Origin of the sequence: Idiomarina abyssalis, assembly GCF_900116625.1 — a bacterium.
In the GTDB taxonomy this organism is placed as follows: Bacteria; Pseudomonadota; Gammaproteobacteria; order Enterobacterales; family Alteromonadaceae; genus Idiomarina; species Idiomarina abyssalis.
This window is the reverse complement of the sequence record NZ_FPBE01000002.1, coordinates 196,337-211,532: the sequence shown is the minus strand read 5'-3', so window position 1 is coordinate 211,532 and position 15,196 is coordinate 196,337. Positions and strand designations below refer to the sequence as shown.

The 15,196-nt window shown below is 48.1% G+C and carries 10 protein-coding genes; 5 read left to right on the top strand and 5 right to left on the bottom strand.

Going from position 1 to position 15,196, the window contains the following annotated elements:
* Positions 1-6: 6 nt before the first annotated feature.
* Entirely contained in the window at positions 7-513 is a 507-nt protein-coding gene (locus BM359_RS06545; protein ID WP_054489476.1) for a DUF2062 domain-containing protein, read from the top strand.
* 2 nt (positions 514-515) lie between these two features.
* Positions 516-2,267: a TIGR03545 family protein gene (locus tag BM359_RS06540; protein ID WP_054489475.1), complete on the top strand. Its 1,752-nt coding sequence runs from the start codon at positions 516-518 to the stop codon at positions 2,265-2,267.
* A 12-nt stretch (positions 2,268-2,279) separates the two neighbouring features.
* Here BM359_RS06540 and BM359_RS06535 read toward each other — a convergent pair whose 3' ends face one another.
* Genes BM359_RS06535 through BM359_RS06525 form a run of 3 tightly spaced genes read right to left on the bottom strand, consistent with a single transcriptional unit; the run spans position 2,280 to position 6,399 of the window.
* Entirely contained in the window at positions 2,280-3,458 is a 1,179-nt protein-coding gene (locus BM359_RS06535) for an E22 family MetX-like putative esterase (protein WP_054489472.1), read from the bottom strand.
* Positions 3,455-5,083: a long-chain fatty acid--CoA ligase gene (locus BM359_RS06530; protein WP_054489470.1), complete on the bottom strand. Its 1,629-nt coding sequence runs from the start codon at positions 5,081-5,083 to the stop codon at positions 3,455-3,457. The genes BM359_RS06535 and BM359_RS06530 overlap by 4 nt, the downstream gene beginning before the upstream one ends.
* A gap of 23 nt (positions 5,084-5,106) precedes the next feature.
* On the bottom strand, positions 5,107-6,399 hold the full coding sequence (locus tag BM359_RS06525) for a GntP family permease (protein ID WP_054489469.1): 1,293 nt from the start codon (positions 6,397-6,399) through the stop codon (positions 5,107-5,109).
* 216 nt (positions 6,400-6,615) lie between these two features.
* On the opposite strand from BM359_RS06525, the gene BM359_RS06520 reads away from it, so the two are divergent.
* Both BM359_RS06520 and BM359_RS06515 read left to right on the top strand, forming a co-directional pair.
* Entirely contained in the window at positions 6,616-8,823 is a 2,208-nt protein-coding gene (locus BM359_RS06520; RefSeq protein ID WP_054489467.1) for a TonB-dependent receptor, read from the top strand.
* 98 nt (positions 8,824-8,921) lie between these two features.
* Positions 8,922-9,572 (top strand): response regulator transcription factor, encoded by a 651-nt coding sequence (locus BM359_RS06515; protein ID WP_054489465.1) that lies wholly within the window; start codon positions 8,922-8,924, stop codon positions 9,570-9,572.
* On the opposite strand, the gene BM359_RS06510 is transcribed toward BM359_RS06515, so the two are convergent.
* Positions 9,546-12,893: a PAS domain-containing hybrid sensor histidine kinase/response regulator gene (locus BM359_RS06510; RefSeq protein WP_054489463.1), complete on the bottom strand. Its 3,348-nt coding sequence runs from the start codon at positions 12,891-12,893 to the stop codon at positions 9,546-9,548. The two genes, BM359_RS06515 and BM359_RS06510, sit on opposite strands and share 27 nt — an antisense overlap.
* Before the next feature lie 2 nt (positions 12,894-12,895).
* Positions 12,896-13,513 carry a trimeric intracellular cation channel family protein gene (locus tag BM359_RS06505; protein WP_054489461.1) on the bottom strand — a complete coding sequence of 206 codons (618 nt, stop codon included), beginning with the start codon at positions 13,511-13,513 and terminating at the stop codon, positions 12,896-12,898.
* A gap of 144 nt (positions 13,514-13,657) precedes the next feature.
* Here BM359_RS06505 and BM359_RS06500 point away from each other — a divergent pair, with 144 nt between their 5' ends.
* Positions 13,658-15,172 (top strand): sigma-54-dependent transcriptional regulator, encoded by a 1,515-nt coding sequence (locus BM359_RS06500; protein WP_054489459.1) that lies wholly within the window; start codon positions 13,658-13,660, stop codon positions 15,170-15,172.
* The last annotated feature ends 24 nt before the right edge of the window (positions 15,173-15,196 follow it).

Genomic DNA, 15,196 nt, shown 5'->3' with positions numbered 1-15,196 from the left:
AGGTGAATGCTGACAATTCTGGCAAAGTTGTTAAAGGCTTTGAATTCTGAAACTAGCGCGTGGGCCCTGGCCTTAGCTGTCGTACTAGGGATGTTCATCGGGATAACGCCGCTATGGCGGATCCATAACTTAATTATAATTCTGGCGGCCTTGATCTTCCGCGTTAACCTCAGTTTATTTATCGTATCTTTTGGTGTGTTCTCGGGTATCGCCTACCTGCTTGACCCCTGGTTTCACAGCTTAGGGCTGAGCTTGTTAGAAGCTTCAAGTTGGCAGGGAATTTACGAAGCTATGTACGCTACTGCGTTAGGTCGCCTTTCCATGTTTAACCACACTATTACCATGGGTAGCTTTGTTATCGCTCTTATCGCTGCGCCAATAGTGGCAGCCATAAGCTACTGGGTTATTGCCAATTACCGCAAGCGCATTCAGGCGAAAATAATGAAACTTCGTGTTGTACAGGCCATTCGTGGCAGCCGTTTCTGGCAAATTTATACGGACTTAAGGGGGTGAGCATGAAACGTAGCATCATTCGCTGGCCGGGACTGGCCGTATTTGCCGGATTTGTGCTGTTGTTAGTCGCTATTTCCTGGCTCTTTCTGGACACCATTATAAAAGTGACCCTGGAACATACTATGGGTCGGTTAAACGGTGCTGAAGTGAATATTGAGCGAGTAGAGCATCGCTGGGTTCCGTTGTCTTTAACGGTAGCCGGAGTTCAGGTGACTGACCCTAACGCCCCTCAGAATAACCGGGTACAAATTGGTGAAGCCTCTGCTGACATCAGTCCAACCGAGCTGGTACTTGGCAGAACCTTAATTGAACAGCTTACTATGACAGGTATACGTGTCAATCAACCCAGAGAGAGCGAAGGTGAGGTTTACGTATTACCGGACAAAGAAGATATGCAGGGGTGGGCGAACCAATCCTGGGATAAGCTGACCATGTCGCTGCCTTCTGTGGATGAGATTGTTAGTCAGGTTGATTTGCGTACCGAAAAAGTCATTGAAGAAGCCAAAACGGCTTATGAACAACAAGAACAGGAAGTAAAAGCCGCGCAGGAAGCACTGCCCAGCGAGGAGAAAATAAAGGAATATGAGCAAAAAATTAAGCAAATAACCGAAGGTAAAGTAGAAGGTCTGGGTGATATTGCCGCCAGGAAAAAGGCTTTAGACGAGTTGAAAGAGTCGATAAGAGCCGATAAAGAAGCGGTGAGTAACTTTCGTGATGAAGTCAAACAAGCGAAAGACGTGGTGCAACAGCAAATTAGTGAGTTAAAAAATGCGCCCGGTAATGATATTGACCGCATTAAATCCTTTTTCAGTATGGACGGCAGTGGCTTACAGAACGTGACTGGCTTGCTTTTGGGAGATAAGGCCCGCGAGTGGAGTAAGTATGTACTTCTGGCGTATGAGCAGCTGGGCCCTATGCTGGCGCGCTCCGATAACTCAGCGACAGTAGAGCCGGTTCGAGGTGAAGGCCAGAGAATCTCCTTCGCTGATGACAACGCTCCGCCTGAGTTTTTAATTAAAAAAGCTCGTACGGAATTTATGGTGGGTGGTACCGTTATTGATGTCGACTGGCAGAACATAACGCATCAGCACAATTTACTGGGACAACCCACAACCTACCAGGCCAGAGCAGACAACAGCGATTTGTGGAGCGCATTTAACCTTAATGGTGAGATGTCGTTGACCGACTTGGGCATAGACGCAAGGCAGCAATGGCAGTTGAAAGGCGCTCAATTACAAAACCTGGGCCTTAGTGACAGCAGTGAGCTGAGTGCTCGTGTTTTGTCTTCGTTGCTGGACAGCGACGGAACGGTACTGGTTCGTGAGAATAAGCTTGATGGCAAAGCCATGGTCCGGATGTTGAACCTTGACCTGGAAGCCGAGGGCAGTAGCAAACTGACATCAGCTATTGCCGGTGCTTTGAAACAGCTGCAACGGCTGGATATTACCACCAATATTGGAGGTGACATTCAAAGCCCTTCGCTGAGTTTTGAGTCGGACCTGGATAACCAGTTAGGTGACTTACTGACACAAAGTGCAATGGGTGAGGCCGATGAGAAACTGGCGGAAATTAAGGCCGATTTGACCGCAAAAGTCTCTGACCAATTGGGCGGTCAGCAAGGTTTGCTGGAAAACCTGACTCAGTGGGATAACGAATCGGGCGATAAGAGTGAGCAGCTCGAAGAGTTACTTAAGGCAAAAATTGAAGACAGCCTGAAAGATAAGCTTAAGGGCCGCATTTTCGGCGACTCTTAAGCCTAAACCGAGTTACTCAGTGGTTAAAAACTCGCTGAGTAACTCGGCTTTTTGTTGAATAGAAAACAGTCCGTTTAAGTGTCCCCAGGGACCATTAATTTCTTCGTACTGAACCTCTTTACCCATTTCTCTAAGTTGCTCAGCCGTGTTTTCTGCCATGTACGGCATTAACAGCAGGTCGTTACTGGATGGCAAAAACAAGGTTTTTGCGGAAATGTTTTTTAATCCATCTTTTAAAGTATCCTGATGACCGGCAACAAACAGCTGGTTTGCACGCACCAGGTAAAGAATATGGTTCGCATCTGCCAATGGTGCACGCGCACGGCTGGCACTGTATAACCATTCTACGGCCGGCAACTCATTAGTCACGGACTCCATTCCCTTTTCTGGCAGGGTCTCCTGCTGAGGTACCGCCTGGTTAATGTATTCCGGATGCATCGCACCATGGGTGATCATTGCCTGTGCCATAGTGACACCATCTAAAGGCGCATCGCCGTCGTAGTAGTCACCGCCGTTCCAGTTAGGGTCCAGCTTAATGGCTTGTGCCCACTGCTCCAGACCCATTATGGTCCAGGCGTCTAACGAGCCGGCACCAATAACAGAGACCATACGCTCAACCCAGTCCGGGTAAGCCGCTGCCCATTCAATGGCCTGCAATGAACCCATAGAAGCGCCAACCACTGCGTGCAGTTTTTTAACGCCTAATTCTTCCAGTAGGGCTTTTTGCACATTCACAAAGTCGCGTATGGTCACCACCGGAAAGTCTAAACCGTAGGGCTTTCCGGTATCCGGATTAATGCTGGCAGGACCGGTAGTAATGACAGTAGGAAGGTTAGGGTAAGCGTTGACTAACGAATCAACGCTAATAACATAGTACTTATCGGTATCAATGGCTTTGCCTGGGCCGATAATAGAATCCCAGTAGCCAGCCTGTTGGTCATCCTCACTGTACTTGCCAGCGGCGTGACTGTTGCCGGAGAAAAAGTGGGTAATAAGCACGACATTATCTTTTGCTTCATTAAGTGTCCCGTAGGACTCCCAGCCCACTTTGACGTCTTTAATGGTTTCACCGCCGTGGGTGGTATAACTGTCCATACTAAAGGTCTTTTTCTCGACCCATTGCTCGGCTGCTAAAGGTAAGCTGATCAGCAATACCGCAATGCTAATAACCGTTGTCCATAATCGTGTCATGACACATTCTCCTGTAAGTAATTTTGGTACTGCTCACGCAGTTTATTTTTAACCAGCTTACCGGTGCCGGTATGGGGCAATTCATCGACAAAAGCCACGTCGTCAGGCATCCACCAACGGGCAATTTTGCCGGTTAAAAAGTCTTTAATGTCTTGTTTTGACAGCTGGTGACCTTTATTCAGTACCACCAGCAATAGCGGGCGCTCGTCCCATTTGGGGTGTCTAACACCAATGACACAGGACTCGTTAACCGCTTCGTGCTGGCTGACAATGTTTTCGATATCCAGAGAGCTTATCCATTCGCCACCGCTTTTAATCACATCTTTTTTACGGTCAACCACTTTCATAAAGCCTTCGGGGTCAATAACCGCGATGTCACCCGTAGCCAGCCATCCATCAGGGAAGCTACTTAAGTCGTCATTACGAAAATACTGCGAAGCAATCCAGTGTCCGCGAACCTGCAATTCGCCCCGGGTTTCGCCATCGTTAGGCAGAGGATTATCGTCAGCGTCAACAATGCGGTGTTCTATGCCAAAAACCGGGCGGCCAGCCGTTGTCTGCAGTTGGTATTGCTCGTCTTTAGGCCGGCTAATAATGTCTGCCTGTGGCGGCACCGAATGCACCAGCGGCCCTGTTTCTGTCATACCCCAAATAGGCTGCCAGTAAACGTCGTACTCTTGGTCGTAAGTTTTAACCAGCCCCATAGGAGAAGCAGCTCCTCCTACGCAAACGCGCTTCAATGATGGGATATCCAGCTTATTTTCATTCAAATAATTGTGCAAAGTGAGCCAAATGGTGGGTACGCCTAAGCCAACAGTGACGTGTTCGTTGCGAATCATGTCCGCCATAGCCTCGCCCGATGTACCGTCACCAGTGAATACCAACTTACAACCGGACAAAGGACCGGCGTAGGGCGCGCCCCAGGCGGCTACGTGATACATAGTGACCATGGGCATTAATACAGTATCACTGCGTAGGTCAAGCATGTCGGCACTGACGGTTGCCTGGGCGTGTAGCACCATAGCGCGGTGTGAGGCCAGTACGCCTTTGGGGTTGCCTGTCGTGCCCGAGGTATAACAAAGCAGCGCCGCGCTGTTTTCATCAACGTCTGGCCAGTCATAGTCTTTAGGTTCTGATTCCAGAAGTTCTTCATAACAAAGCACATTCTTAAGCTTGGTATTCGGCATGTGGTTTTGGTCGGTCATCACTACAAAGCCTTTTACCCCGGGCAGTTCGTCTTCAATGGACTCCAATAGCTCGACAAAACTAAGGTCGACAAAGACCCAACCGCTTTCAGCATGGTTTAGGATCCAGGCTATCTGTTCGCCAAACAGGCGGGGGTTTACGGTATGCATAACAGCGCCGCTGCCGCTTACCGCATAGTACAGCTCCATGTGACGATACGTGTTCCAGGCCAGACTGGCTACGCGCTCGCCGGGTTGTACCCCCAGCTTTTTCAATGCGTGGGCTAATTGTCCGCTTCGTTGCCAGCATTCGGCATAGCAATACCGGTGAATGTCACCCTCCAGCCGTCGGGTGACAATCTCCTGTCGAGGGTGGCGACTCGCTGCAAATTTCAGTAAATCGATAATTTGCAGTGGCCGTTTCATCATATTTCCTAACATGGTTACCTTCCCTTACTGCTGGGTTACAACATGAATAAGCCAATGGCCACGGCCAGACCCATTAACGGCACAACAACGGTCACGGCAGCAACAGCCCAGTAAGCGGCACTGTGCTTCTCGTTACAAATAGCGCGAATAGTGGTAACCACATAGCCATTGTGCGGCAGGGAATCCAATGCACCGGAGGAGATTGAGACAATACGGTGCAATTGCTCCGGGTTAACGCCGGCAGCCATATAGTGCGGTCCTACTTCAGGTAAGGCGATTGCCTGACCACCAGAAGCCGAACCGGTTAAACCCGCGATAACGCTTACAGCAACGGCCGCGCCGACTAATTCATTACCCGGCAAACTGGTCATAGCATTTACCGCTGTATCAAAGGCTGGAGTAATCTTGGCGATGCTGCCAAATCCAACCACTGCCGCGGTGTTGCCTATAGCCACCAAAGCACCGGTTGTGGCTTCATGAATGGCGGTTTGTGGCTTATGAAAATGTTTGAAGTTAATGACCGCAATGGCAATAACACCGCCCAGCAAAGCAACAATTAAGGCGTTTTGCTGCAAGGTATCGTGAAAGGTAAAGGACAGCCCAAGCACAACCAGTAGTGGAATTAACCCACTTATCGGTGAGGGTAGTTCTCGCTCTAAAAGTATTGGGTCGCCTTCACGTGCTTCAAATTGCTCGCCGTTTGCGACGGCACGGTTAATGATCTTTTTGAGCCACCAGTAACCGAAGGTTGCCATTAAAACAGCGACTACCAGGCTCACTTCCCAGGCAGCATAAGGCGAGGTACCTAAGTATTTTACCGGTATCCAGTTTTGAATTTCCGGAGAACCTGCCGAGGTCATGGTAAAAGTGACAGAGCCAAAGGCCAGTGCAGCCGGAATAAAGCGACGAGGTAAGTTCGCGTCTTTAAACAAACTGAGCGCCATTGGGTAAACCGAGAACGCCACAACGAATACGCTGACGCCGCCGTAGGTCAGAATTGCGCAGGCCAGGACAACAGCGAGAACCGCCTGTTTTCGGCCTAGCTTGTTGATTATCCAGCGCGCAACACTGTCAGCAGCACCGGTGTCTTCCATAAACTTACCGAACATAGAGCCCAGTAAGAACATAAAAAACCAGGCCGCCACAAAGCTGGCAAAGCCGTCCATATAGGCACTGACAAAGTTCACGTCACCTGTGAGTAATGGCACGCCGCTACATAAAGCCACGACCACGGCGCAAAGAGGGGCACTGATAAACAGGTTCATCCCTCTTAAAGTGAGTATGATGAGCAACACAAGGCCGCCGATCAGACCAATCATACTTAACATGAGTTACCTCGCAACGAAAAAGAAAACGGACCATGCTCTGAATCGCTGCATGGATGTATTGTGCGTGATAAAGGGATTTGCCCCTATAGTACTATGGTACAGATCACAATCTTAACAATTTGCGCTAGTTTAGTAAGCAACCATGACTCTGAACCGTTAAATAGCTGTAAACGGAAATAACAATTACAAACGACATTATCTGTCAGGGGAACAACAATGAAACAACCCAAATTTCAGAAATCACTGATTGCAGCAGCGGTAACCACTCTGCTTAGCAGTCCTATGGCTTTGGCTCAGCAAAATGAGAATACCGAGGCTGAAGACGGCAAGCTTGAACGAATTGAAGTGACCGCGCGTCGTACGAACGAAAGTCTTCAGGAAGTGCCAGTATCTGTAAGTGCTTTCGGTGAACAGGAATTGGAACAGGGCGGTATTGGAGATATTACAGAACTTCAGTTTAAAATGCCGAACACCACCTTTCAGGTCAGTCGCGGAACTAACTCGACGCTCACTGCTTATATTCGTGGCATTGGCCAGCAGGATCCATTATGGGGGTTTGAGCCAGGTGTCGGTATTTACATAGATGATGTTTATGTCGCCCGACCTCAAGGCGCGGTTCTGGAAGTACTGGACGTACAGCGTGTGGAAGTTCTGCGTGGTCCACAAGGAACTTTGTACGGTAAGAATACCATCGGTGGTGCCATGAAGTACGTAACTCGCGAGCTGACAGGCTACGACGAGTTTGAAATTAAAGGAACGGTTGGCACTTATAACCAGCGTGACTTAAAGGTTTCAGGCCAGACAGCACTGACAGACAACTTCTACATTGGCGGCGCATTCGCTACTTTAAACCGTGATGGTTTTGGCGAGTTCGTTAATACTGGCGATGAAAACTACAACAAAGAGTTAATGACGGGTCGAATTAATGCGAAATGGCTAGCGTCTAAAGACGTGTCAGTGAAATTTGCTGCAGACTGGACAGAAGATGACTCGAATGCACGGGGTGGTCATCGTTTACTACCCAGTTTGCTAAGCACAGAACCTGCTTTAGATGACGTATTTGATTCCTATACGGCAATGCCAACTGACAACACGGTTGAAACCGAGGGTTACTCAGTAACCGTGGATTGGGACATCAATAATGCCTGGGCGTTTAAGTCAGTGACAGCTTATCGTGAGGGTTATACCGATACGAACATCGACTTTGATTCCACGGTAAACCCTGTACTGCTTGTACCTGCAATTTATGAAGACGATCAGACAACGCAGGAGTTTCAATTAAGTTACGGTAGCGAGAGGTTTGATTTTATCGGCGGCTTGTATCTTTATGAAGGTGAAGCTTGTGGTGTCTTTGGCACCGTGCTTGGTATGTTGAACTTAACTATTGATAATGGCGGCTGTGTTGATACCTCGAGTGAAGCTTTATTTGGTCAGGGAACTTATCAAATTGACGATCAGTGGGCCTTAACTTTAGGCGGTCGTTATACCCGCGATGAAAAAGATGCTGATGTATTCCGGTACACTTATGCTGGAGTGAAGTTTCTGGATCGCGGTGACTACTCAGCGGATCCTATCGTCGTTAACTCTGACTTCAGCACCAAAGCAGACTGGAGCAAATTCTCGCCGCACGCGAGCCTTCGTTACCAGATGGATCCAAGCCTGATGTTTTATGCCAGTTACAGTAATGGCTTCAAATCAGGTGGTGTTGATATGCGAGCCGATGTTTCACTTAACCCGGATGCGCAAAACCCTTATGACCCTGAAGTAGTTGATACCTTTGAAATTGGTATGAAGAGCGAACTGCTTGACGGGCGCTTACGCCTTAACGCGTCAACTTTCTATTCTGATTACCAGGACATGCAGGTTACTGTTCAACGAGCTGTTCCAAACGGTGTTGCGTCGCAGGTATTGAATGCGGCTGACTCAACTGTCAAGGGCGTAGAAGTTGAAGGTACATTTGCAGCAACATCAACTCTGAATTTCACTGGCTCAATTGGTTACATTAATGCCGAGTTTGATGAGGTCGCATTCTTTAACCCTGAAACGCAACAAGTGGAAGATGTTTCGGGATTATGGTCGTTTGCGAATACACCGGAGCTGACTGCAAACTTAGGCTTCAATAAAGAGTTCAGCCTTGATAGCGGATCTTTAGTATGGTCAGCGGCAGTTTCTTACCGCGATGAAACACAGATATTTGAAGTGCCATCGCCATTAGATGAAGACTCGTACAGTATTACCAACACGAGCTTGGTTTGGTATTCCGATGCCAGCAACTGGACCGTCGGCTTACATGCTAAAAATATTTTCGACGAAGAGTACCGTTTATCGGGCTACAACTTTGGCTCAACCTTTGGCGAAAATATTGTGACTGGCTACTACGGTGATCCGCGGACCGTATCTTTGTCTGTCGGTTATCGTTTTTAACCCCCCGGCCGGCGTTGCTGCATAAAGCGGTAACGCTGGCTTTTTTCTTTTAAGTCGCTAGCATGGTCATTAACTCACAGTTGAATTCAGCAGGAACTATGGCCAGAGCAATTATTGCTGATGATCATCCGCTTTTTCGGGCGGCAATGAAGCAGGCATTAAGTGATAGTTTAGATAGCGACATTATTGAAGCTTCAAGTTTTTCTCAGTTAGAACAGCAGTTAAAGCGGTTCCCTCAAATTGAACTGGTGTTTCTTGATCTCTCAATGCCGGGTAATCGGGGCTTAACCGGACTGTCTGTTTTACGCAGCCAATTTCCGGATATTCTGGTCGTTATTGTTTCTGCAAATGAAGACACTCGTGTTATACGCCAGGCAATGGCGCTGGGTGCCAGTGGCTATATTCCAAAATCAGTTCCTTTACCCGAATGGCAGACGGCTGTAACAACAGTGTTGTCGGGCGATAACTGGCTACCGGAGTCGATGTTAAGCATGAATTTAGCAGAGCCTGACGAAGAGATGAGTGAATTTGCTAATAAGCTTGAGCAGCTAACACCGCAGCAATTTAAGGTTTTACAGTGCATTGCCGACGGTTTACTGAACAAGCAAATAGCCTATGAACTGGGCGTGCAGGAAACCACGATTAAACAACACGCTTCCGCAATTTTGCGCAAATTAAACTGTGTAAACCGCACCCAGGCCGGCATTATGTTCCGAGAAATGCTAGACACGTCGGATACGCTTGAGTAAACGCTTTAAAGCCCCACTTTTTAGAGGTTTTGGAATAAAGTAAGCGTTGGCTTCTAACGCTTGCTCTCTGAGTTGTTCATCGGGGTCAGCTGAATTGATAATCGCCGGGGTATCAGCACTCCAGGCTTTTCGCATAGCCCAAACAAGTTCAATTCCGGTATGACCGTCGTCGAGATGATAATCGGCCAGAATCAGTTCACAGGGTGGTTGCATTTTAGCTTGTTTGATATCGGCCGCCGTGAAGGTTTGTGCGCCCCAGTCAGTTAGAAGACCCGCGGTAGCAACCAGAACCTGTGGGTCATTATCAATAACCAGTACCTTCATACCCTGTAATAACTTCTCATCAACGGAATAGTTTTGAATAACCATAGGTTGAGCTTCTTTCTCCCATCCTACAACAGGCAGGGTTAGGCTAAAAGCTGTGCCTTGTCCGGGCGTTGAAGACAGGCTTAACTCAATTTTCAACAGCCGGCACATACGTTCAACGATAGAAAGACCAAGCCCAAGTCCCGGGTTGTCGCCACTGGATTGCAGCTGATGAAACTCGCGGAATATCTCTTGTTGTTTATGCTCAGGAATGCCCGCGCCTGTATCAACAATGCAGATGGTAAGTTTATCTTTGCGACGGCGAAAGCCCAACACAATACGGCCTTGCTCGGTATAGCGTAAGGCGTTAGACAGCAAGTTCTGCACAATGCGGGTCAGTAGTTTTCTATCCGTTTTTACCAAGCCAGAGCTTTTGTGGTAGTTCAGTTGCAGTTGCTTTTCTTTCGCCATCATTTGATAACGTTCAACGAGAGGTTGTAGCGCCTGATCAATAGAAAAGCACTGGTAGTCGGGTTGCAGGTTTCCTGCATCCAGTTTAGTCATATCGAGCAGCATGGTAAGCAACTCTTCGGCGTGTTCTAAAGACCGTTGTATATTTGAGGCTAGTGGCAGGTAGTCCTGTGGTAGTCGAGACTGCAGCATTTCACAAAACAAACTGGCGGCATTAAAAGGCTGCATTAAGTCGTGGCTTACCGCTGCAAAAAATCGGGACTTACTTTCATGAGCTCTTTCTTCCGCCTGTTTGGCGGATAATAACTGCTGTGTTCGCTCGTCAACGCGTTGCTCCAGCTCCTGATTAACTTTTTGTAGCTGTTTTTGGGCTTCGATACGCTCAGTAATATCACTGTAGGTTGTAACAAAGCCTCCGCCCGGCATTGGGTTTCCCTGAAGTTCTATTGTTAATGAGCCCTGCTGGCGCTGGTAACGATAGGCACTACCAGCACGTAAGTAACTCAGACGTTTTTGAATTTCACTTTCGACGTCTCCGTTTTCAGAGGTACTTAACAGACCGCGACTGGCGTTGTAACGCAGCAGTTCTTCAACAGGCATTCCTGAGCGGACTAATCCGTCCGGGTAAGCAAATATCTCCAGATAACGTCGGTTCCATGCTACCAGTCTCAGCTTTTGGTCGACCACACTAATGCCCTGCGGAATATTTTCGACGGAAGCCTGTAAAAGCTCCCGGTTAAACTGATAAAGGCGTGACGCTTCGGTCGCCCAGTCAACCACCCGGGAAACCGGGAATTCCTGCTGTTCCGAAACGGTATCCAACAGAAGCCGGCTGGCTGAAGTGCCTATTACCGCTGATAACTCACGCTCGATACGAACCAGCATAGGAGCCGGAACCATCGCCTGGCCTTCCGGGGTTAACAGATCCATTCTCAGCCGCTGTTGAATAGCCGCTAATTGCTGGTCATCGTAAAACCGGGACAAAAGTGAACGCAGCCGGGCCCAGGTGAGACTTGGCTGTTGTGTATAACTGTCACTGTTATCAATATGGGGCAGTTCCGTCTGAACATTTCTGCTAATTACCGAGAATAACCAAAAGCAGGCCAGGTTGGCTCCCAGGCTAATGAGTACGCCATTGGCGATATCAATATCGGTAACCAGAGGTTGACGGCCGATGGATGGAATGAGTAAAAGTACCAGCCAGAGAATCGTACCGACAGCGAGTCCGGCCAGCACCCCGGTTTGAGTCGCATTTCGCCACACAACCGTCGCTAAAATAGCGGGAGCCAACTGAGCCAGTAAGGCCAGTGAGAGTAACCCGGAGTTTACCAATGGCATCGACTCAATGGTGGCCTGATAGTACAGGTAGGCCATAAACATGACCACGACCATTGTCATGCGTCGAATGGACAAAATTCGCTTGGGCGTAAAGCTAAACTGCCTGAGTTTTTGCCGGGTCATGCGCAACCAGACGGGCATAACCACGTCGTTTGAGACCATGATGCTCAACGCCAGTAACGCAATAATGACCATGCTGGTAGCTGCTGACAAACCGCCAATAAAGGCAATAAGGGTAATATCCGGCCTGTCCATCATAAGCGGAATGGCAAGCAGAAAGGTATCCTGCCCCGCTTGTTCCGGTGCTAGGTGTAATGCGCTTAATGCCAGCGGCAGTATGAAAAAATTAATAGCGAACAGGTATAGCGGAAAAGCCCAGCGTGCCGTTTTCAATTCATCGGGATGGGTGTTTTCCACATAGCCCACATGAAACTGGCGAGGCAGACAAAACATGGATAGCCCGCCTAACAGCATATGTACCGCAAACACATAGCCGCCATGCTCACGCCCGGCCAGAACTTCCTGAGTGTGCGCTGACTGAAAACTGGTTTGGAAAAGGTCGGCTAAACCGTCGAACACGGTATAACTGGCAAATAGCCCCACAATGATAAAAGCACCAAGCTTTACTAAAGACTCGAAAGCAATGGCATCCATTAAACCGGAATGCTGTTCGGCCAAACTAAGGCGGCGTGTACCAAAAAGGAAACCGAACCCAATCATGGTTAAAGCTACCAGGAAGGAAAGGTCGAATAGCCACGACGGGTTATTATCAAACCCGGTGACAGCCGCAAAACTTGATGTGACCGCACGTAATTGCAGTGATATGTATGGCACGACGGCGATAAAAGCGGTAATGGCGACAATTCCGGCTAATAAAGGCGACTTGCCGTAGCGTGTGCCGATGAGATCGGCAATGGACGTAATATTCTGATGTTTACAATAATTGAGTAGCTTAAGTTGTAAGCCATGAAGCACGATAAAAACAACAATTGCACCGGCGTAAGTTGGCGCAAAGGCCCAGCCATAGTAGGCAGACTGAGTAATGGTTCCGAAAAACGCCCATGACGTGCAGTGCACACCCTGAGCCAGGGAGTAGCGATAAGGCTTTACCCGGTTGGACGCTGCCCGGTCACCGCGATAAGCAATGCTGAATAGAATGGTTAAGTAAGCAATTGCTGCAAAAACGGTGACTTCGATGCTTAGCATGGCTAATGGTGATCCTGCTGATCACGGAAAACAGTCAGCGACCAGTTAAACTTAATTGCCCCTAAGCGAATCAGCAGCGTTGATGTCATACCAGCAGCTAATGCTATCAAAGGTTGGTAAGGAACCAGCAGAACATAAACCGTAGCCCCTGCGATGCAAGTCGTTGCGTACAACTCACTTTTTAAAACCATGGGAATATCACGGGCAAGAACGTCACGGAGCATGCCACCAAAACAGGCCGATATGGTTCCCATAATAATAGCGATAAAAGGTGAAAAGCCCGCTGATAAGGTTTTCTCCGCGCCCATTGTTGCAAAAAAGGCAAGTCCAATGGCATCGGCGACCATTAATGTTGTCATGGGAATATAGGCTTTAAAGCGCAGCCAGACTATAGTGAGTAACGCCGCAATAATAATGGTGTAAAGGTAGTTGGGATCGTAAGTCCAGAAAACCGGTAAACCCAGTATAAGATCGCGAGTCGTTCCGCCGCCAATAGCCGTTGCTGATGCTAAAACCAGTACGCCAAAACCATCCATTTTCTTACGAAACGCTAATAACGTACCAGCTATCGCAAAAACCGCGACACCAGCATGATCTGTCCAGTAAAATATCAATTCCATGAGTAATCAAAAAGTAGCAATGGTATAACTTAGTTTGTCATTAACCTTTATTGATTCCCAGCACAAATTGAGTGGCTATTTGCTATTCATAATTTTATCATGGCACCAACGTCAGAAAGGCTGTTGGGCTAAGGATTAGCGAGAATGAGTGCAACTCAGTACACGACAAAACACGCGGTTGACGAACTCGTTGACAGTTATCAACGAGTTCCCATGTTAGTTATTGCAACGCACCCGGATAGATCACGGATAGGCGAACGTGCCGCATTAATTGATTTGCACAATGAGGGCAATGATTATTTAAGCCGGGTAAAACCCGAATTCGCTAAAAATGGCAATGCCGGTAGAGCCTTGCTTGATGAATTTATTAGTCGTTCACCCATTATTTTTCAAAGTGAACCCGATGGGCGCATAAAGCTTCGGGCACATAGCACTAAAACGACGGTAACCGTTGTTGGCCGGGGCGTTCAGGACGAGTATGTGCTGCACGAAAGAGAGCTGGATAATGGCGTGGTTATTGGTTTAAACCATAGAATCGTTTTATTGTTGAAGCTTCTGCCGCTGCATGACTCTGCGGTTGATGATAACGATGTACTTTTTGGTATCAGTTCCGATATTCGGGCTATCAGACAACGTGTAGAGCAACTGGCCAGTATGAGTCTGCCGGTTATGATTAGAGGTGCGGCCGGAGTAGGAAAACAGCAGGCGGCTTATGCTATTCATCAGGCCAGTGAAAGGCGCGACAAGCCGTTCATCAGCGTGAACCTCGCTGCAATTCATGACGCAGTCGCCGAAGCTGAACTGTTTGGGAGCGAACGCGACGGAAACCGTCAGCTTGGCTATTTTGAGCAAGCAAACGGTGGAACTATTGTACTTGAAGATATCGAAGACGCTTCGGTGAATGTGCATCGCTTATTGCACACTGTTCTGCAAAGTGGCTCAGTTGTCCCTGTCGGCACCGAGGATACGCAGCCTATCAACTGTCGTATTATGTTTACCAGCCATAAAGACCCTGGCGACATTGAAGAAAACTCGACGTTATCGATGCTCATTGAAAAGCTGTCCGCCTATCAGTTGTTTATTCCGCCTTTAACGGAAAGGCGTGAAGACATAGGCTTGTTGTTCGATTATTTTGTTCGGGAACAATGGCAAAAGCTTTATGGTAACCGCGCGTACGATGCGAAAATTTCCGGTGAACTAATGAGCCAGCTAATGACATTTCATTGGCCTGGCAATGTGCGGCAGTTGCGAAATGTTGCTCGACAGGTGGTTATTGATAGCCGCGATCAGGAGCAATTGCATTTGGATCCGCAACTACTCTCTATGCTTAGGCCCACCTCGGTAAATGGTCATTGGGAAGAAGAAACACATGTTCAGCGGCGACCAAACAGTGTGAGCCGCAACGAGTTATTAGAAACGCTGGAAAGTTGTCGCTTTGAGCTGCAGGCTACAGCGAAAAAACTCGGTATTTCCCGAGCGTCTGTTTATCAGTTAATTCAACGTTTTGAAGGTGTGCGAACCGCACAGGATTTATCCGAAGAAGAGATTAAGCAAAGCTACGAGAAAAACCGTTCTGACACCGAAAAAATGATGTGGGATTTACAAGTATCACAAATTGGTTTGAGGCGCAGGCTGAAAAGTTTGGGATATGATATTTGATAATACTGAGCGGCGTTAAACTTT